Below are 19,751 nucleotides of genomic sequence, written 5' to 3' on the forward strand. Positions count from 1 at the left end.
CGAAGGTTACGTCCCCTTCGTCTAGTGGCCTAGGACACCGCCCTTTCACGGCGGTAACAGGGGTTCGAGTCCCCTAGGGGACGCCACTTTTTCCTGCGTTTTGCAGGGCTTAAAAAGGCTCGTCGATTATTGATGAGCCTTTTGTTTCGGGGCTATAGCTCAGCTGGGAGAGCGCCTGCATGGCATGCAGGAGGTCAGCGGTTCGATCCCGCTTAGCTCCACCATTTCTGCCAGGGTTCACGTAAGTGGATCTTCGCGAAGGTTACGTCCCCTTCGTCTAGTGGCCTAGGACACCGCCCTTTCACGGCGGTAACAGGGGTTCGAGTCCCCTAGGGGACGCCACATTTACCCGCGTTTTGCGGGATTTTAAAGGCTCATTCGCTTATTGAATGGGCCTTTTGTTTTTTCTCCCTTCCGAAAAATCGCAGCTGACCAGCGGCGTAAAATTTTGCTTGCCAAAAAATATGATATGCATAATATTTCAAGCATCATATTTTGAATGGCGGATGCCTGATGAGCGACAAGAAGAGCAGAACCCGCGAACGCATCCTGGAAGCAGCGCGCAGTGCGCTGATCCAGCACGGCCCGGCCGAGCCCAGTGTTAGCCAGGTGATGGGGGCGGCAGGCCTGACCGTCGGTGGTTTCTATGCCCACTTTGACAGCAAGGACGAGCTGATGCTCGAAGCGTTTCGCCAGCTGCTGGGTGAGCGCCGCGCCTTGCTCGCCCAGATCGACCCCAGCCTCGATGGTGCAGGGCGGCGGGCGCTGGCCAGTGCCTTTTACCTGTCGCGCAAGCACCGGGATGCCGAAGTGCACGCTTGCCCGCTGCCCAACTCGCTGGGCGAGATGCAGCGCCTGCCAGAGGCGTTCCGCGAGGTATTGGCTGAGCACATCGAGCTGATGACTGCCGCCATGGTCGACCGGCCTGAAGATGCCGACAAGGCCCTGGCTGATCTGGCGCTCATGGTTGGCGGCCTTGCCCTGGCCCGTGCCTTGGGTACCGGTGAACTTTCTGACCGTATTCTGCGCGCCGCCAAATCGGCGGTGCTTTAACCCTGGAGCATGGCGATGACTACCCTGAGCTGGATTCGTGGTGTCAATGGCACCCTGGGCCGGCTGGCCCCTGAGCATGTCGCGGACAAGATGCGCCGTGCCTTCATGACCCCGCGCAACCTGCCACCTAGGGAATGGGAGTTGCCCGCGCTGGCCAGCGCCGAACGCATCACCCTGCGCTTCGGCTTGTCTGCCTTGCGCTGGGGCAAAGGGCCGACCGTGTTGCTGATGCATGGTTGGGAAGGGCGCCCGACCCAGTTTGCCGCTTTGATCGAGACCTTGGTCCAGGCCGGGCACACGGTGGTGTCGCTGGAAGGGCCGGGCCATGGCCGTTCGCCGGGCGAGCAGGCAAATGTGGTGCTGTTTGCCCGGGCACTGCTGGAGGCCGCTGCAGAGCTGCCGCCGCTGCGTGCGGTCATTGGCCACTCGATGGGGGGTGCCAGTGTGCTGCTGGCCCTGCAGATGGGGTTGCGCACGGAAGCGGCTGTGAGCATTGCTGCCCCGGCGCGGCTACTGGGTGTGTTGCGTGGCTTTGCTCATCGCCTGGGGATGCCGGCGCGGGCGCGGGCGGCTTTCATACGCCAGGTGGAGCGGGACGTGGGCATGCAGATTGCGCGGCTGGATGTGACCGGTTACCAGCTTGAGCTTCCGGGGTTGGTGGTGCATGCCGCCGATGACGCCCTCGTGGCCGCCGATGAAGCCCAGGTCATTCATAAGGCCTGGTTCGATAGCCGTTTGCTGATGTTGGAGGAGGGCGGCCACCAGCGGGTGCTGGCCGATCCGCGGCTGAGTGTGGCCGTGCTCGAATTGCTGGCCCGGGCTGACGAGCCAGCGCGGCAAACCGCCTGATGGTGTTGCCTGTGCTGGCCTCATTGCCGGCAAGCCAGCTCCCACAGGTACGGCGCAAACCTGGAGTCCTGCGCGGTTTTTGTGGGAGCTGGCTTGCCGGCGATGAGGCCGGTAAATCTTGCGCAGGGGCTGGACATTGCCCTGCAGGTCGCTGCTAAATCGCCTTTTGTGCCAAGGAAGCGAACATGAGCTGGGACCTGGCAACACCCTTCGTCATCGACCTGCGCGTCAGCAGCGAGGACATCGACGGCCTTGGTCATGCCAACAACGCGGTCTACGTCACGTGGCTGGAGCGTTGCGCCTGGCGCCACTCCCAGCGCCTGGGGCTGGACTTGGCGGAGTATCGGCGCCTGGATCGGGCGATGGCGGTGGTGCGTCACGAAATCGATTACCTGGCCGCCGCCTACGAGGACGACGAGCTGCAACTGGCCACCTGGATCATCGACTGGGATCAGCGCCTGCGCATGACCCGGCGCTTTCAGCTCAAGCGCCCGCGTGACGGCGTAACCCTGCTGCGTGCGCACACCACCTTTGCCTGCATCGAGCTGTCCAGCGGCAAGCCCAGGCGCATGCCGGCGGAATTCGTAGATGGCTACGGTCCGGCGCTGATCGGCACCTGAATCGTCGACAATTTTTGTTAGACTGCCGGCTTTTTCACCGAGACCCCGACATGCAAATTGCCCTGGCCCCCATGGAGGGGCTGGTTGACAACATCCTGCGCGACGTATTGACCCGTGTGGGCGGTATCGACTGGTGCGTCACCGAGTTCATTCGCGTGTGCGACCGCCTGCTGCCGCCGTCCTCGTTCGACAAGCTGGCGCCCGAGCTGCGCCAGGGCGCGCGTACGGCTGCTGGGGTGCCCATGCGCGTGCAGTTGCTGGGGTCGGACCCGGTGTGCCTGGCGGAAAACGCGGCGCTGGCCTGTGAGCTGGGTGCGCCAGTGATCGACCTGAACTTCGGCTGCCCGGCCAAGACCGTGAACAAGTCACGTGGCGGTGCCGTGCTGCTCAAAGAGCCGGAGTTGCTGCACGCCATCGTGCGGGAGGTGCGCCGCGCAGTGCCGGCGCATATCCCGGTAACCTCGAAGATGCGCCTGGGTTTCGACAGCCCCGACGGCGCGCTTGAGTGTGCCACGGCATTGGCAGAGGGGGGCTCGGCGCATCTGGTGGTGCATGCGCGGACCAAGGTCGAGGGCTACAAGCCGCCGGCGCACTGGGAATGGGTGGCGCGGGTGCAGGATGTGGTCAAGGTGCCGGTGTTCGCCAATGGCGAGATCTGGACTGTTGATGACTGGCGGCGGTGCCGTGAGGTCAGCGGGGCCGAGGACATCATGCTGGGCCGTGGCCTGGTATCGCGCCCGGACCTGGGTCTGCAGATTGCCGCAGCCCGTGATGGGCGGGACTATCAGCCGATGAGCTGGGATGACCTGCTGCCGTTGTTGCGCGAGTTCTGGCGTCAGGCCCAGGCCAAACTGTCACCGCGTTATGCACCGGGGCGGATGAAGCAATGGCTGGCCATGCTGACCCGCAGTTACCCCGAAGCGGTGGTGCTGTTTGCCGAGTTGCGCCGGGAAGATGACTGCGCGCGGATCAGCCGGTTGCTGGGGGTTGAGGTGCAGGCTTTGGAGGCCTGTGTTGCCTGAGCTGGCCTCCTCGCTGGCATGCCCGCGAAAAGGGCTACACCGATTTCAAATTTTTTTATCATTGCCCCTTGAAAGCTTTTCCCTCGGCCATATCTTTTGAGTACGCGATGCCGAAGCCGGGTCGCGTAATGACTTACTTGCTGAATCTCAGGAGTTTATGACCATGACTACCGCTTTCTCTCTTGCTCCACTGTTCCGCCATTCCGTTGGTTTCGACCGTTTCAACGACCTGTTCGAATCCGCGGCACGTAATGAGGCCGGTAGCAGCTACCCGCCCTACAACGTGGAAAAACATGGCGAGGACCACTATCGCATCGTAGTAGCCGCAGCCGGTTTCCAAGAGGAGGACCTCGACCTGCAGGTTGAGAAAGGTGTCCTGACCGTGACCGGTGGCAAGCGCGACAATGGCGCCGCTGAAGTGACCTACCTGCATCAGGGTATCGCGCAACGCGCCTTCAAGCTGTCGTTCCGCCTGGCTGACCATATCGAAGTGAAAGCCGCCGGCCTGGCCAACGGCCTGCTCAGCATCGACCTGCTGCGCATCGTGCCTGAAGAAGCCAAGGCCAAGCGCATCCCGATCAATGGCGACAAACCAGCGCTGAACTGATCACGCTGCGATGAAGAAGGGCACCCCCAGGGGTGCCCTTTTTTGTGCTCCTGACGCGCTACCGTGCAGGCGCTGGCAGCCAGGCGATCAGTAGTCTGCCGGCGCTTCCAGCAACAGCTTGCGAAACTCTGGCAACGGCAACGGCCGGCTGTGCAGGTAGCCCTGATACAGGTGACAGCCCAGCCGTTCCAGAAACTCAAGCTGTTCAGTCAGTTCGACCCCCTCGGCAATCACCGCCAGGTCCAGGCTGCGGGCCATGGCGACAATGGCGCGGACGATTTCGGCGTCGTTGGGGTCGATCGGTGCATCGCGCACAAAGGTCTGGTCGATCTTCAGCGCATCGACCGGCAGGCGCTTGAGGTAGGTCAGCGATGAATAGCCAGTGCCGAAGTCATCCATGGCAAAACTCACCCCGTAGTGCTTCAGTTCGCGCATTTTGCTGATGGTGTCTTCCAGGTTCTGGATGACGATGCCTTCGGTGATTTCCAGCTTGAGCATGTGTCGTGGCAGCCGATAGTCGTCCAGGCTGCGCAGCACGCGCCCGACAAAGTCGTTTTGGCGGAACTGCCGAGGGCTGATGTTCACGCACAGGCTGAAATCATCCGCGTCGATCAGGCCGTCGGCCAGCATGTGCGCGCAAGCATCGCAGGCTTCGTCAAGGATCCAGCTGCCAACCTCCAGGATCAGGCCGCTTTCTTCCAGCACCTGGATGAACTGCGAGGGCGGCTGCTGGCCGAGTTGCGGGTGATGCCAGCGCAGCAGCACCTCGGCGCCGACGATGCGGTTGTCGCGGGCATCCACCTGCGGCTGGAAGTACAACGCCAGTTCACCGCGGGCCAAGGCCAGGCGCAGGTCGTTTTCCATGCGCAGGCGTTCGCTGGCGGCCTTCTGCATGGTGGTGTGGAACAACTGGGTGGTGTTGCGCCCAGAGTCCTTTGCCCGGTAAAGGGCGATATCGGCACGCTTGAGCAGATCGGCCGGCGTGGTGCCGTGGTCGGGGATCAGCGCCACGCCGATGCTGGGCGTCACTTGCAGGCGCTGGCCATCCAGCGACATCGGTTCGGCCAACAGCTCACGCAGCGTGTCGGCCAGTTCACGCACTTTTTCCTCTACCAGCTCACGGCTGCCTTCCAGTCCGCTGAGCAATACCACGAACTCGTCGCCACCCAGTCGGGCCACGGTGTCTTCCAGGCGCACACTGGCTTCCAGGCGTGCGGTGATGATCTTCAGCACCGCGTCGCCCACCGGATGGCCCAGCGAGTCGTTGATGTGTTTGAAGTGGTCGAGATCGAGGAACAGCAGGGCGCCGCGCAAGTTGTGGCGCTTGAGCAGGGCAATCTGCTGGCTCAGGCGGTCCATCAGCAGGGCACGGTTGGGCAGGTTGGTCAGCGGATCGTGGTAGGCCAGATGGCGTATTTGCGCCTGGGCGTTTTTCAACTGGCTGACGTCGCGTGCGGTCAGCAGCAGGCAGTCGACTTCGTTGAGGGTGATCGGCTCGACAGAAACTTCCACGGTGAGGATATCGCCGCGCTTGTTACGCCCAAGCATTTCCCGGTGATGCACCCGGCCGCGCTCGCGCAACTCGGCCAGCAACGCGCTGCGCTGCTTGTCATCGGCCCAGATACCGATCTCATATACCGTGTGGCCGACCACATCGGCGGCACTGTAGCCTGTCAGGCGGCAGAAGCCATCGTTGATTTCCAGGTAGCGGCCGCTGTGGCGTTCGGTGATGGTGATGGCGTCGGGGCTGGAGTGGAAGGCCTTGGCGAACTTTTCCTCGCTGGACTGCAGCGCCGCCTCGGCGCGTTGTTGCTGGGTGATGTCGCGCAGGGTGGTAACGCTGCAGGGCTGGTCGTCGACGGTGATCAGGCGGCTGGAGATCACACAGGTCAGCGGCGCGCCGTCGCGGTGGTTGACCACCACGGCAACGTTGCTCAGGGCCTGTTCGCGGATGACCCGCTCGATACGTTGCGCACGTTCGATGGACTCGGCCCACAAGCCGATTTCCTCGGCTGTGCGGCCAATCACCTGGTCGCTGCCCCAGCCAAAGGTCTGGCTGAACGCGGGGTTGATCTCGATGAACTGGCCGGTGTCCTGGCGGGTAACGCAGATTGGGTCGGGGCTGACCTGGAAAAGGCTGGCGAACTTCTCTTCCGAGGCGCTCAGGCGCTGCTCGCGCTCCACCTGGTCGGTAATGTCGAGCAAGGTGCCGGCCATGCGCAGCGGGTTGCCCTGTTCGTCGCGGTACAGGCGTGCGCGGCTTTCGATATAGCGCGAAATGCCGTTCTCCAGCTGCACCCGGTAGGTAATCTGGTAGTTGCCAGCGGGCCCTTCGCGCAGGCTGCGGTAGGCCTGGCGCATCGAGTTGCGCTCCTGTTCCGGCACCCCCTCGAAAAACGCATCGAACGACTCGTGAAAAGGGGTGGGCGGCAGGCCGTGAAGCTGCGCGGCGCGGGCCGAACCGTAGAGCATGCCGCTGGGGATATGCCAGTCCCAGGTGCCCAGCTGCGCCGAGTCCAGGGCCAGGTCCAGCCGTTCCTGGCTGTCCTTCAGGGCCTGCTCGGCGCGCTTGCGTTCGGTGGTGTCGACGAACGTGCTGATCAGGAAGGTGATGCCCTCCAGTTCGATACCCTGGGTGCAGAGGATGCCGTCGTGCACCTTGCCGCTGGAGGCACGGAACTGCACCTCCATGATGAGCGGGCCGCCATTGGCGCGGGTCGACTCCATCACCTGGTGACGCTGTTCGGGGTGGACCCACAGGCCCAACTCCAGGCTGGTCTTGCCGATCACCTGGCTGCCAGGCCAGCCGAACATGTCTTCGAAATGCTGGTTGACCTCGAAGATCATGCCGTCGTGGCGGCGGGTCAGCAAAATGGCGTTGGGGCTGAGGTGGAACAGGGTGGCGAAGCGCTTTTCCGAATTGATCAGCGCTGTTTCCCGCTCGCGCTGGCGGGTGATTTCGCGGATCACCCCGATCATCTGCGGGCGCCCATGCTGGTCGTGGGTCAGGCTGCCGTTGATCTCCAGCCAGTGCAGGCTGCCGTCAGGCCAGCGAATGCGGTGACGCATGGCCTGTTCCACCGGCTCGCCGTTGAACACGGCCTGGAACACCTGGCGGGTGCGGGCGCGGTCTTCCTCGGGCAGCAAGTCGAGGTAGTCGACATCGGCGGGCAACGGTCGCTGCGGGTCGAAGCCGAACAGCGCCTGGGTGCCTCGTGACCAGCTGACCCGGCCGCTATCGATGTCCCATAGCCAGGCCCCCAGGCGCGCGCCATTGAGCGCGGCCAGCAGTTGTGGGGCGTTCTGCCAGGCCTGCTCCGACTCTTGGGGATCGGCCGCAGGAATACGCGGCAGGCGCAAAAAGCGGTTTGCTGATTTGGGCATCGGTACCAGACCTTTGGCGTATGACGCGTCCTTGAATTGGATGTGCCGGGCTGACGGCCGGTCAGGCCGGCCCTGCGTGGCTGTCGAGCAGGGCCATGAAAGCCCTGGCCGCGTTCGACAGCGTACGCTCCGTGTGCAAGATGTAGCCTAGCTGGCGTGACAGCTGTATGCCCGGTAATGCGATGGGTGCAACCTGTTCGTCGAGCATGGTGCGTGGCAATACACTCCAGGCCAGCCCGATCGATACCATCATCTTGATGGTTTCCAGGTAGTTGGTGCTCATGGCGATGTTCGGCGTCAGGCCCTGGCTTTCGAACAGGCGCTGGACAATATGGTGGGTAAAGGTGTTGCCGCCGGGGAATACCGCCGGGTGGCGGGCCACATCAGCCAGGCTGACTGTACGGTTGTTGGCCAGCGGGTGCTCGGGCGCGGCGACAAAGTCCAGGGCGTCGTCCCACACCGGTACGGCCTTGATCAGGTGGTGCGGGTCGGGCGCCAGGGTGATCACGGCAATCTCGGCACGGCCATGCAGAATTTCGTCGTAGGCCTGTTCTGAATCCAGAAACTGAATATCCAGCGCCACCGCCGGGTACTGGCGGGTGAAGGCCCGCAGCAATGGAGGCAGGCGGTGCAGGCCGATGTGGTGGCTGGTGGCCAGGGTCAGACGACCGCTCACGGCCCCGGTCAGGTTGGTCAGCGCCCGTCGGGTATCATCAAGCACATTGAGAATCTGGTAGGCCCGTGGCAGCAGGGCGCGCCCGGCCTCGGTCAGGGTGACCTCGCGGCCCAGGCGGTCGAACAGGCGCACACCCAGTTGCTGTTCCAGCCCGGCGATGCGTTTGCTGATGGCCGGTTGGGTCAGGAACAGCCGGTCGGCGGCCCCGGAAAAACTGCCGGTTTCGGCAATGGCGATAAAGGCACTGAGGTTGGCCAGGTCCATGGGGTTGTATTCCTTTGGGTTATCCAAAGCATAAAAATTATGAATTTGAGTTATTCAATCTAACCCCCTAGCATCGTCCGTACAAGCCAAGGGGTCTTTGGCATAGAAAGACGCTGATGAGGAACAGTCTGATGGCTGGCAAAACGCTCTACGACAAACTCTGGGAAGCCCATGAGGTCAAGCGCCGTGATGACGGCTCGTCCTTGATCTACATCGACCGCCACATCATCCACGAAGTGACGTCTCCCCAGGCCTTTGAAGGCCTGCGCCTGGCCAACCGCAAACCGTGGCGCATCGACACCAACATCGCCACCCCCGACCACAACGTGCCGACCACGCCAGAGCGCAAGGGCGGCATCGAGGCCATCGTCGACCAGGTGTCGCGCCTGCAGGTGCAGACCCTTGACGAAAACTGTGACGAATACGGCATCGTCGAATTCAAGATGAATGACGAACGCCAGGGCATCGTTCACGTCATCAGCCCCGAGCAGGGCGCCACCTTGCCCGGCATGACCGTGGTCTGCGGTGACTCGCACACGTCCACCCATGGCGCTTTCGGTGCCCTGGCCCACGGCATTGGCACCTCCGAGGTCGAGCACGTGCTCGCCACCCAGTGCCTGGTCGCCAAAAAGATGAAGAACATGCTGGTGCGCGTGGAAGGCCAATTGCCTGCCGGCGTTACCGCCAAGGACATCGTCCTGGCCGTGATCGGCAAAATCGGCACCGCGGGTGGCAATGGCCACGCCATGGAGTTTGCCGGCAGCGCCATCCGCGAATTGTCGATGGAAGGCCGCATGACCATTTGCAACATGTCCATCGAGGCCGGTGCCCGCGTGGGCCTGGTGGCCACTGACGCCACCACCGTTGCCTACGTTGAAGGCCGCCCGTATGCGCCGAAGGGCGAGCAGTGGGAACAAGCGGTCGAGTCTTGGAAAGACCTGGTGTCGGATGACGATGCCGTGTTCGACACCGTGGTCGAGCTCGATGCCAGCCAGATCAAGCCACAGGTCAGCTGGGGCACCTCGCCCGAGATGGTCCTGGCCGTCGATCAGCGCGTGCCGGACCCGGCTGCCGAAGCCGACCTGGTCAAGCGTGGTTCGATCGAGCGTGCCCTGAAGTACATGGGCCTGACCGCCAACCAGGCGATCACCGATATTCAGCTGGACCGCGTGTTCATCGGCTCGTGCACCAACTCGCGTATCGAAGACCTGCGCGCCGCAGCCGAAATCGCCAAGGGCCGCAAGGTGGCCGCTACCGTCAAGCAAGCCATCGTCGTGCCAGGTTCGGGCCTGGTCAAGGCCCAGGCCGAGCGCGAAGGCCTGGACAAGATCTTTGTCGAAGCCGGTTTCGAATGGCGTGAGCCAGGCTGCTCGATGTGCCTGGCGATGAACCCGGACCGCCTGGAGAGCGGCGAGCACTGCGCGTCCACCTCCAACCGCAACTTCGAAGGCCGTCAGGGGGCCGGTGGCCGTACCCACCTGGTCAGCCCGGCCATGGCTGCCGCTGCCGCGGTGACCGGCCACTTCATCGATGTCCGCGAGTTGATCCAAGGGAGCGCAGCATGAAAGCCTTTACCCAGCACACTGGCCTCGTCGCGCCGTTGGACCGTGCCAACGTCGACACCGACCAGATCATCCCCAAGCAGTTTTTGAAGTCGATCAAGCGCACCGGCTTTGGCCCTAACCTGTTCGACGAATGGCGTTACCTGGACGTGGGCCAGCCCTACCAGGACAACAGCAAGCGCCCGCTGAACACCGAGTTCGTGCTCAACCACGAACGCTACCAGGGTGCCAGCGTGTTGCTGGCGCGGGAAAACTTCGGTTGTGGCTCCAGCCGTGAGCACGCCCCGTGGGCGCTGGACGAGTACGGCTTCCGCAGCGTGATCGCGCCGAGCTTTGCCGACATCTTCTTCAACAACAGCTTCAAGAACGGCTTGCTGCCGATCATCCTCAGCGATGAGGAAGTCGACGAGTTGTTCAAGCAGGTCGAAGCCAACCCGGGTTACCAGCTGACCATCGACTTGCAAGCGCAGGCCGTGACACGTCCGGATGGCAAGGTGCTGCATTTCGAGATCGATGCGTTCCGCAAGCACTGCCTGCTCAACGGCCTGGACGATATCGGCCTGACCCTGCAGGACAGCGATGCGATCAAGGCCTTCGAAGGCAAGCACCGCGCCAGCCAGCCTTGGCTGTTCCGTGATGCCTGAGTGATGTAGCTGTGAGTGCTGGCCTCTGTGGGAGCGGGCTTGCCCCGCGAAGAGGCCGGTACTGGTGATGACAATCAAAAGGACTGCACCCATGACCAGCACCAACCACACCGACGTGGTCCAGCGCCAGTTCGGCGAACAGGCCAGCGCCTACCTCAGCAGCACCGTGCACGCCCAGGGCAGTGAGTTCGCCCTGCTGCAGGCTGAGCTGGCAGGGCAGGCCCATGCGCGCGTGCTGGACCTGGGCTGCGGTGCCGGTCATGTCAGCTTCCACGTCGCGCCGCTGGTCGCCGAGGTGGTCGCCTACGACCTTTCGCAAGCCATGCTCGACGTGGTCGCCAGTGTTGCCGCCGAGCGCGGCCTGGCCAACATCACCACCGAGCGCGGCGCGGCCGAACGCCTGCCGTTTGCCGATGCTTCGTTCGATTTCGTCTTCAGCCGCTACTCGGCCCACCACTGGAGCGACCTGGGCCTGGCCCTGCGCGAAGTGCGCCGGGTGCTCAAGCCCGGTGGCGTGGCGGCGTTCGTCGATGTGATGTCACCCGGCAGCCCGCTGCTCGACACCTACCTGCAAACGGTCGAGGTGCTGCGCGACACCAGTCATGTGCGCGACTACTCCGCCGCCGAATGGCAGCGTCAGGTCAGCGAAGCCGGCCTGCATGTGCGCAGCCACACGCGCCAGCCACTGCGCCTGGAGTTCAGCAGCTGGGTCGAGCGCATGCGCACCCCCGAGCCGATGCGCGTGGCCATACGCCAATTGCAGCAAGCCATGGGTGAAGAAGTACGGCAGTATTACCAGATCGAGGCCGATGGCTCGTTCAGCACCGATGTGCTGGTGTTGTGGGCCGAGCGTTAAGCACTTTTCGGTGGGGCCCGTTTGGCCGCACCGCGTGAATGGATAGAGGAAAGCATGAGCAAGCAGATTCTGATTCTCCCTGGTGACGGTATCGGCCCGGAAATCATGGCCGAAGCGGTCAAGGTGCTGGAACTGGCCAACGACAAGTTCCAGCTTGGCTTCAGCCTGGAACATGACGTGATCGGTGGCGCCGCCATCGACAAGCATGGCGTGCCGCTGGCCGACGAAACCCTGGAGCGTGCGCGCAAGGCCGATGCCGTGCTGCTGGGCGCCGTGGGTGGCCCGAAGTGGGACAAGATCGAGCGTGACATCCGCCCTGAGCGCGGCCTGCTTAAAATCCGTTCGCAACTGGGCCTGTTCGCCAACCTGCGCCCGGCCATCCTCTACCCGCAGCTGGCCGATGCCTCGTCGCTGAAGCCGGAAATCGTTTCGGGCCTGGACATCCTCATCGTCCGTGAGCTGACCGGCGGCATCTACTTCGGTGCCCCGCGTGGCCAGCGCGAGCTGGAAGGCGGCGAGCGCCAGGCCTACGACACCCTGCCGTACAGTGAAAGCGAAGTGCGCCGCATTGCCCGTGTCGGCTTCGACATGGCCCGCGTACGTGGCAAGAAGCTGTGCTCGGTGGACAAGGCCAACGTCCTGGCGTCCAGCCAGCTGTGGCGTGAAGTGGTCGAAGACGTGGCCAAGGACTATCCGGACGTCGAACTGAGCCACATGTACGTCGACAACGCTGCCATGCAGCTGGTGCGCGCACCCAAGCAGTTCGACGTGATGGTGACCGACAACATGTTCGGTGACATTCTGTCGGATGAAGCTTCCATGCTGACCGGTTCCATCGGCATGCTGCCATCTGCGTCGCTGGATGCCGACAACAAGGGCATGTACGAGCCGTGCCACGGTTCGGCGCCGGACATCGCCGGCCTTGGCATCGCCAACCCGCTGGCGACCATTTTGTCGGTGTCGATGATGCTGCGTTACAGCTTCAATCAGTCGGCTGCCGCCGAGGCGATCGAGAAGGCCGTCAGCCTGGTCCTTGACCAGGGCCTGCGCACCGGCGACATCTTCTCGGAAGGCTGCCGCAAAGTTGGTACGCAGGAAATGGGCGACGCAGTAGTCGCAGCGCTGCGGAATCTGTAATCTCTCTGGCCCGCCACCCCAAATTCCCGGTGGCGGCCCACTTTTAGCAAAGGTGTAGTTGCGATGAAACGTGTAGGTCTGATCGGTTGGCGCGGCATGGTCGGTTCCGTGCTCATGCAGCGGATGCTGGAGGAGCAGGATTTCGACCTTATCGAGCCGGTGTTCTTCACTACCTCCAATGTCGGCGGCCAAGGCCCGAACGTGGGCAAGGATACAGCGCCGCTCAAAGACGCTTATTCGATTGAAGAACTCAAGACCCTCGACGTGATCCTGACCTGCCAGGGCGGCGACTACACCAACGAGGTCTTCCCCAAGCTGCGTGAAGCCGGCTGGCAGGGTTACTGGATCGATGCGGCCTCGTCCCTGCGCATGCAGGATGATGCGGTGATCGTCCTCGACCCGGTCAACCGCAAGGTCATTGATCAGCAGCTGGACGCCGGTACCAAGAACTATATCGGCGGCAACTGCACTGTCAGCCTGATGCTGATGGGCCTGGGTGGGCTGTTCGAAGCCGGCCTGGTCGAGTGGATGAGCGCCATGACCTACCAGGCAGCCTCGGGTGCTGGCGCGCAGAACATGCGCGAGCTGATCAAGCAGATGGGCGCCACTCACGCAGCCGTTGCCGACGACCTGGCCAACCCGGCCAGCGCCATCCTCGACATCGACCGCAAGGTTGCCGAGAGCATGCGCAGCGACGCCTTCCCGACCGAGAACTTTGGTGTGCCACTGGCCGGTAGCCTGATCCCGTGGATCGACAAGGAACTGCCGAACGGCCAGAGCCGTGAAGAATGGAAAGCCCAGGCCGAGACCAACAAGATCCTCGGTCGCTTCAAGAGCCCGATCCCGGTCGACGGCATCTGCGTGCGCATCGGCGCCATGCGTTGCCACAGCCAGGCGCTGACCATCAAGCTGAACAAGGACGTGCCGATCGCCGACATCGAAGGCATGATCAGCCAGCACAACCCTTGGGTGAAGCTGGTGCCGAACCAGCGTGAAATCAGCATGCAGGAGCTGACCCCGACCAAGGTCACCGGTACCCTGAACATCCCGGTTGGCCGTCTGCGCAAGCTGAACATGGGCTCGCAGTACCTGGGCGCGTTCACCGTGGGTGACCAGCTGCTGTGGGGCGCCGCCGAACCGCTGCGCCGCATGCTGCGGATTCTGCTGGAGCGTTGATCGTTCTGCTTTGACCAAAAACCCGCGCTGGCGACAGTGCGGGTTTTTTTTGAGTGTTCGCCACAGCATTTTTGGTGCCGGTGAGATCGAGCGCCGCCCACGCGGCGCATCGCGATGCAAGGCCGCTCCCACACTTGTTTCGGGCCAGTTATTCCTGTGGGATTCGCGCGCGTAGGCCTTGGCGCATGCATCGATATCGCGTCGTACATACAAGGCGGTCGCGCGCGCCTGGCGCAGGATGGACTGGCCCGAAACAAGTGTGGGAGCGGCCTTGCGTCGCGATGCGCCGCGTGGGCGGCGCTCGATCTCACAAACACCGCAAATCCCAAGCCATCCCCGCTAGCCCTCACGCAACCCACAGCGGCGAAGATACGGCCAGCACAGACAAAACCCTACAATCCGAGTAAAGTGCCGCCCCCGCCGTTTTCTGCAAGAGGATCCCTACCATGACACACCCTTTGGACATCGCCGTCGTCGGCGCCACCGGCAGCGTCGGTGAAGCCTTGGTGCAGATCCTCGAAGAACTCGCATTCCCGGTCGCCACGCTGCACCTGCTGGCCAGCATGGAATCGGCGGGCAGCAGCGTGATGTTCGCTGGCAAGAAGCTGAAAGTGCGCGAAGTCGACAGCTTCGACTTTGCCCAGGTCAAGCTGGCCTTCTTCGCCACCGGCGCCGCCGTCAGCCGCAGCTTTGCCGGCAAGGCGCTGCAGGCAGGCTGCACGGTGATCGACCTGTCCGGTGGCCTGGACGACGCCCTGGCCTTGGTGCCGGAAGCCAACGCCGACCGCCTGGCCGGCCTGTCGTTGCCAGCGCGCATCATCAGCCCATGCTCGGCCGCTGTAGCCCTGGCCGTCGCGCTGGCGCCGCTCAAAGGCCTGCTCGACATTGAGCGGGTGCAAGTGATGGCCGCGTTGGCGGTGTCTGCTCAAGGCCGTGAAGCGGTCAGCGAACTGGCCCGGCAAACCGCTGAGCTGCTCAATGCCCGTCCGCTGGAGCCTCGCTTCTTTGACCGCCAGGTGGCATTCAACCTGCTGGCCCAGGTAGGGGCCGCCGATGAACAGGGCCATACAGCGCTGGAGCGCCGCCTGGTCAGCGAGTTGCGGGTGCTGCTCGGCATGCCTGAATTGAAGATTTCCGTAAGCTGCGTTCAAGTCCCGGTGTTTTTCGGCGATAGCTTCAGTGTGGCTGTGCAGAGCCGTCGCCCGGTCGACCTGGAGGCGGTCAACCAAGCGCTGGAGGCAGCCGATAGCGTCGAGCGGGTGGAGCGTGATGATTATCCGACCCCGGTCGGTGACGCAGTGGGCCAAGACGTGGTCTATGTTGGTCGTGTACGTCACGGTGTTGATGAAGACCAGCAGCTCAACCTCTGGCTGACCACCGACAACGTGCGCAAAGGCGCCGCGCTCAATGCCGTGCAAGTGGCACAATTGTTGATTAAACAGATGCCGTAAAAGATACTGGCGAGCACTTTTGTCCTGCTCTGCTTGCAGGTTTCGGGACAATTCATACAAGGGAAGAGGTCATGCTTCGAATTCGCAAACTGGTTCTGGCCATGGCTGCAGCCTCCGCGCTGTCGTCTGGCATGGCGAATGCGCTGGGCCTGGGGGAGCTGACCCTGAAGTCGGCACAGAATCAGCCGCTGGACGCCGAGATCGAATTGCTCGACGTACGCGACCTCAAAGCCGCCGAAGTGGCGCCGAGCCTGGCGCCACCGGAAGAGTTCAGCAAGGCCGGGGTGGCGTTTCCGACCTACCTCGAAGACCTGACCTTCACACCGGTGATCAACCCCAACGGCAAGAGCGTGCTGCGGGTGACCTCCAGCCAGCCGCTGCCGGGGCCAGTGGTCAAGTTCCTGGTCCAGGTCATGTGGCCGCAAGGCCGCCTGCTGCGTGACTACAGCGTGTTGCTCGACCAGGCCAAGGCGCAAGGCGACAAGCCGGCGGCGGGCAATGTCACACCGGCCACAACCGGTGCCAGCAACTACACCACCCAGCGCCGCGATACCCTGTGGCAAATTGCTGCGCGCAACACCCAGGGTGGCTCGATCCAGCAGACCATGATCGCGATCCAGGCGCTGAACCCGGACGCCTTCATCGGCAACAACATCAACCAGCTGAAGGTTGGCCAGGTACTGCGCCTGCCCGACCAGCAGCAGGTCCAGAACATTGCCCAAGGCGAGGCGAACCGCGAGGTGGCCGAGCAGTACGCCGCCTGGCGTGAAGGCCGCCGCCTCGGCCCGCGTGCCCGCCAGCTGGACGCTACCCGCCGTGGCGCCGCCGAAGCCGCCCCGGCGCGCATCGCCCAGGGCGACAACCTGCGCCTGGTCACACCGGGCAGCCAGGCCGGTGCCGGCCAGGCCAAGGCACTCAACGACAAGCTGGCCGTGGCCCAGGAAAGCCTGGACACCAGCCGCCGTGACAACGACGAACTCAAAAGCCGCATGGCCGACCTGCAGAGCCAGCTGGACAAGCTGCAGCGTCTGATCGAGCTGAAGAACAATCAGCTGGCGCGCCTGGAAGGCCAGGGTGCAGCCGCTCCGGCAGTGGCAGCTGCTGCTTCTGCCCAGCCGGCAGCCGCCGCTCAGCCAGCGGTCAAGCCTGCACCTGCTGCCGTCGATACCGCGCCCAAGCCGGTGCCGGCCGCCAATCCAGCGTCAGCTAGCCAGTCGGGCAGCGCACTTGACCAGATCCTGGGCAACCCGTGGCTGCTTTGGCTGATTGCCGGCTCCAGCATTCTGGTGCTGGCCTTGTTGCTGTGGCTGCTGGCGCGCAAGCGCAAGGCCCAGCAAGAAGCAGAAAAGCACCTGCGCATGGCGCGGGCGCTGGAAGAAGAGCAAGGCACAGGTTTCGACAACGATACCGAGAGCCTTGACGGCGTTGAGGTCGCGGAGCCGAGCGTGACGCTGTCGCCAGCCGTGGTCGCAGCCTCGGCTGCCGCTGCCGTTGCTGCGGAAAAAGTGGCAGCGCCAGCCGCCGAGCCAGCACTCGAGCCTGAGCCGTACGCAGACCCTCACGCCGCGCTGTTGGCCGAAGTGGATCAATGCCTGGCCGAGGGCCGCCTGAATCGCGCCACCGAACTGCTGGAGCCCGCTGTGGACGCCGCGCCGGAGCGTGACGACCTGCGCTTGAAACTGATGGATGTGTACGCCCGCCAGGGTGATCAGAGCGCGTTCGCCGAACAGGAGCGCAAGCTGCCGGCCAGCGAGCACAACACTGCCCAGGTTGCCGGGCTGAAAGAACGTTACCCGGCCATGCTCGGCCTGGCCGCCGCCGGCCTGGGTGCGGCGGCGCTGGCTGCCGAGATGGATCAGCAGTATGTGCAGGAGCTGCTGCACGACGAGCCTGAGGCGCCGGTGGTTGCCGATGTCGTGCCTGGCGAGGTGCCTGAGTTCGAGCAACAGGTAGAGGCTGAGCCAGAGGTTGTGGCGCAAGCAGAGCCTGAAGCCGAACTGGATGCCTTCGAAGAAGTGCCGACCCTCGATGCACCGGGCCTGGATGAGCAGGACCTGGACAGCGCCTTCGACCTGAGTCTGGGTGAAGACCTGCCGGAAGAAGACCCACTGGCAGCGCCGTTGCTGAACGAGCCGGCGGCACAGGAACCTGTACCCGACGAGCTGGTCATTGCCGAGCCTGTGCTGGATGAGCCAGCGCTGGAAGCGATTCAGCCAGAAGAGCAGCCGTTTGCCGTGGATGCCGAACTGCAAGCCGACGCCGACGCCGATTTCGAGGCCATGCTGGCCCAGGCAGAGCCACAGCCTGCTGCGGACCTGTCCGATTTCGACCTCGATGTCACTGAGCCGGTTGCCCCGGCCGCCCCGCAAGCCGAGGAGGAGGCCCCGGTGGACATCGCCGCCGAGCTGGCTGCCTTCGACAGCGTGCCGGAGTTTGACCCGGTCTCCGAGTTCGACATGCCGTCGGATTTCGACTTGTCGCTGTCGCTGGAAGACGATTCGCCTGCCGCCAAGCGCTTTGCCTCGGAGCTGGACGACGTCAACGCCGAACTGGACAAGCTGTCGCAAAGCCTCGAATCGCCATCGCTGGAGCCACACTTCACCAGCGACGATGCGATTGCGCAGCCTGAACCCGAGCCATTGGACGACCTGGACTTCGACTTCTTCTCCGGCAGTGACGAAGTGGCCACCAAGCTCGACCTTGCCCGCGCCTACATCGACATGGGCGACAATCAGGGGGCCCGCGACATCCTTGATGAAGTGGTCAAGGACGGCGACGACAGCCAGCGCCAGGAAGCCGAGGACATGCTGTCTCGCCTGGTCTGATGCTCCCACAGCCCTACAAGGCTGCCGTTGTCGTTATAATCCCCGCCATTTCGTATACCCCACAGGTTTCATGCGCTTGGACATCATCGACACCGCTACCGCCGAATCCGCAGCCGAAGGCTACTCCCGTATCGCCCTGGGCGTGGAATACAAGGGCGCCCGCTACCGCGGCTGGCAGCGCCAGGCCAGCGGAGTACCCAGCGTCCAGCAAGCGCTGGAACAAGCATTGTCCAAGGTGGCCAACGAACCGGTTTCGGTGATCTGTGCCGGGCGAACCGATGCCGGTGTGCATGGCTGTGGCCAGGTCGTGCACTTCGATACTCGTGCCGTACGCGACGAGCGCGCCTGGACCCTGGGCACCAATTTCAACCTGCCGCACGACATCAGCGTGGTCTGGTCGCGGCCGATGCCGGCCGACTTCCATGCCCGCTTCAAGGCATGTGCCCGGCGCTACCGCTATGTCATCTACAACGACCCGATCCGCCCGGCGCACCTGGCCGAGGAAGTGACCTGGAACCACCGCCCGCTGGATGTCGAACGCATGGCCGAAGCCGCGCAGTTCCTGCTTGGCACCCACGACTTCAGCGCCTTCCGCGCCAGCCAGTGCCAGGCCAAGTCGCCGATCAAGCATATCTACCACCTGCGCGTTACCCGCCATGGCCAGATGATCGTGCTGGACGTGCGCGCCACGGCTTTCCTGCACCACATGGTGCGTAATATTGTCGGTGTGCTGACGGCCATTGGCGCCGGCGAGCGCCCGGTCACCTGGGCGCGTGAAGTGCTGGAAGGGCGCAACCGCCGTGAAGGCGGGGTCACGGCCCATCCGTACGGGCTTTACCTGGTCCAGGTGGAGTACCCCGAGGCGTATGCGCTGCCCCAGCGTTACATCGGCCCACACTTTTTGACGGGCTACGAGGCGTTGGCCGACTGACGGGCGAATAGCCATTTGCTAACATCCGGCCTTTCACCGTAACAATCAGGGTTCGCTGTCCATGAGCAATGTTCGCAGCAAGATCTGCGGGATTACCCGTATCGAAGACGCGCTGGCTGCTGCCGAGGCGGGTGCCGATGCCATCGGTTTTGTCTTCTATGCCAAGAGCCCGCGGGCCGTGGACGTGCGCCAGGCGCGGGCGATCATTGCCGAGTTGCCGCCGTTCGTGACCACGGTCGGTCTGTTCGTCAACGCCTCGCGTTGCGAGCTGAACGAGATCCTCGAAGTGGTTGCGCTGGACCTGCTACAGTTCCACGGCGACGAGACCCCGCAAGACTGCGAAGGCTATCACCGCCCCTGGATCAAGGCCCTGCGGGTGCGCCCGAGCGACGACCTGGAGGCGGCCTGCCAGCTTTATGCGGGGGCTCGCGGCATACTGCTGGACACCTACGTGGCAGGCGTACCCGGGGGAACCGGTGAAGCGTTCGACTGGTCACTGGTGCCGGCACATCTGAGCAAGCCCATCATCTTGGCGGGCGGGCTGTCGGCCGACAACGTTGGCCAGGCCATTGCCCAGGTACGGCCTTACGCGGTGGATGTCAGTGGTGGCGTCGAACAGGCCAAGGGCATCAAGGACGCGGCGAAAATCGAGGCCTTCATGCAGGCGGTGAAACAGGCGTGATGGCAGATGTGA

General features: G+C 63.6%; 16 protein-coding genes and 3 tRNA genes. 17 read left to right on the top strand and 2 right to left on the bottom strand.

Features of this window, described 5'->3' with window-relative positions:
• The first annotated feature begins 10 nt into the window (after nt 1-10).
• The 8 genes from AC07XM_RS25605 to AC07XM_RS25640 all read left to right on the top strand — a co-directional run bounded on the left by AC07XM_RS25605 (nt 11) and on the right by AC07XM_RS25640 (nt 4,151).
• Nucleotides 11-86, top strand: a tRNA-Glu gene (locus AC07XM_RS25605).
• A 62-nt stretch (nt 87-148) separates the two neighbouring features.
• Nucleotides 149-224 (top strand) — tRNA-Ala (locus AC07XM_RS25610).
• 42 nt (nt 225-266) lie between these two features.
• Nucleotides 267-342, top strand: a tRNA-Glu gene (locus AC07XM_RS25615).
• A 171-nt stretch (nt 343-513) separates the two neighbouring features.
• On the top strand, nt 514-1,053 hold the full coding sequence (locus tag AC07XM_RS25620) for a TetR/AcrR family transcriptional regulator (protein ID WP_016485506.1): 540 nt from the start codon (nt 514-516) through the stop codon (nt 1,051-1,053).
• Between the two features lie 15 nt (nt 1,054-1,068).
• The gene (locus AC07XM_RS25625) at nt 1,069-1,902 is read left to right on the top strand and encodes an alpha/beta fold hydrolase (RefSeq protein ID WP_102690167.1); all 834 of its coding nucleotides are present in this window, start codon (nt 1,069-1,071) and stop codon (nt 1,900-1,902) included.
• A gap of 185 nt (nt 1,903-2,087) precedes the next feature.
• A complete protein-coding gene (locus tag AC07XM_RS25630) occupies nt 2,088-2,522 on the top strand; it encodes an acyl-CoA thioesterase (RefSeq protein ID WP_016485508.1) in 435 nt (144 codons plus the stop codon).
• Nucleotides 2,523-2,572: 50 nt separating this feature from the next.
• Nucleotides 2,573-3,544: a tRNA dihydrouridine synthase gene (locus AC07XM_RS25635; protein WP_060519118.1), complete on the top strand. Its 972-nt coding sequence runs from the start codon at nt 2,573-2,575 to the stop codon at nt 3,542-3,544.
• Between the two features lie 163 nt (nt 3,545-3,707).
• Nucleotides 3,708-4,151 (top strand): Hsp20 family protein, encoded by a 444-nt coding sequence (locus AC07XM_RS25640; protein ID WP_016485510.1) that lies wholly within the window; start codon nt 3,708-3,710, stop codon nt 4,149-4,151.
• A gap of 87 nt (nt 4,152-4,238) precedes the next feature.
• On the opposite strand, the gene AC07XM_RS25645 is transcribed toward AC07XM_RS25640, so the two are convergent.
• Together AC07XM_RS25645 and AC07XM_RS25650 are read right to left on the bottom strand one after the other, a co-directional pair.
• Nucleotides 4,239-7,535 carry a PAS domain S-box protein gene (locus tag AC07XM_RS25645; RefSeq protein ID WP_016485511.1) on the bottom strand — a complete coding sequence of 1,099 codons (3,297 nt, stop codon included), beginning with the start codon at nt 7,533-7,535 and terminating at the stop codon, nt 4,239-4,241.
• Between the two features lie 61 nt (nt 7,536-7,596).
• A complete protein-coding gene (locus AC07XM_RS25650) occupies nt 7,597-8,475 on the bottom strand; it encodes a LysR family transcriptional regulator (RefSeq protein WP_016485512.1) in 879 nt (292 codons plus the stop codon).
• A gap of 131 nt (nt 8,476-8,606) precedes the next feature.
• Here AC07XM_RS25650 and leuC point away from each other — a divergent pair, with 131 nt between their 5' ends.
• From leuC to AC07XM_RS25695, 9 genes are all read left to right on the top strand, one after another.
• Nucleotides 8,607-10,040 carry a 3-isopropylmalate dehydratase large subunit gene (gene leuC / locus AC07XM_RS25655; protein ID WP_016485513.1) on the top strand — a complete coding sequence of 478 codons (1,434 nt, stop codon included), beginning with the start codon at nt 8,607-8,609 and terminating at the stop codon, nt 10,038-10,040.
• Nucleotides 10,037-10,681: a 3-isopropylmalate dehydratase small subunit gene (gene leuD / locus AC07XM_RS25660; protein ID WP_016485514.1), complete on the top strand. Its 645-nt coding sequence runs from the start codon at nt 10,037-10,039 to the stop codon at nt 10,679-10,681. Before leuC ends, leuD begins: the two co-directional genes overlap by 4 nt.
• Nucleotides 10,682-10,772: 91 nt before the next feature.
• Entirely contained in the window at nt 10,773-11,537 is a 765-nt protein-coding gene (locus tag AC07XM_RS25665) for a class I SAM-dependent methyltransferase (RefSeq protein ID WP_102690166.1), read from the top strand.
• Nucleotides 11,538-11,591: 54 nt separating this feature from the next.
• Nucleotides 11,592-12,674: a 3-isopropylmalate dehydrogenase gene (gene leuB / locus AC07XM_RS25670; protein WP_013971603.1), complete on the top strand. Its 1,083-nt coding sequence runs from the start codon at nt 11,592-11,594 to the stop codon at nt 12,672-12,674.
• 63 nt (nt 12,675-12,737) lie between these two features.
• Nucleotides 12,738-13,850: an aspartate-semialdehyde dehydrogenase gene (asd, locus tag AC07XM_RS25675; protein ID WP_016485516.1), complete on the top strand. Its 1,113-nt coding sequence runs from the start codon at nt 12,738-12,740 to the stop codon at nt 13,848-13,850.
• 446 nt (nt 13,851-14,296) lie between these two features.
• On the top strand, nt 14,297-15,301 hold the full coding sequence (locus AC07XM_RS25680) for an aspartate-semialdehyde dehydrogenase (RefSeq protein ID WP_016485518.1): 1,005 nt from the start codon (nt 14,297-14,299) through the stop codon (nt 15,299-15,301).
• A 71-nt stretch (nt 15,302-15,372) separates the two neighbouring features.
• Entirely contained in the window at nt 15,373-18,126 is a 2,754-nt protein-coding gene (locus tag AC07XM_RS25685) for a motility hub landmark protein FimV (RefSeq protein WP_102690165.1), read from the top strand.
• 70 nt (nt 18,127-18,196) lie between these two features.
• Entirely contained in the window at nt 18,197-19,057 is an 861-nt protein-coding gene (truA, locus tag AC07XM_RS25690; protein WP_016485520.1) for a tRNA pseudouridine(38-40) synthase TruA, read from the top strand.
• A gap of 61 nt (nt 19,058-19,118) precedes the next feature.
• Entirely contained in the window at nt 19,119-19,739 is a 621-nt protein-coding gene (locus AC07XM_RS25695; RefSeq protein WP_102690268.1) for a phosphoribosylanthranilate isomerase, read from the top strand.
• Nucleotides 19,740-19,751: the final 12 nt, after the last annotated feature.

It is taken from the genome of Pseudomonas sp. GW460-LB5 (genome assembly GCF_059423245.1).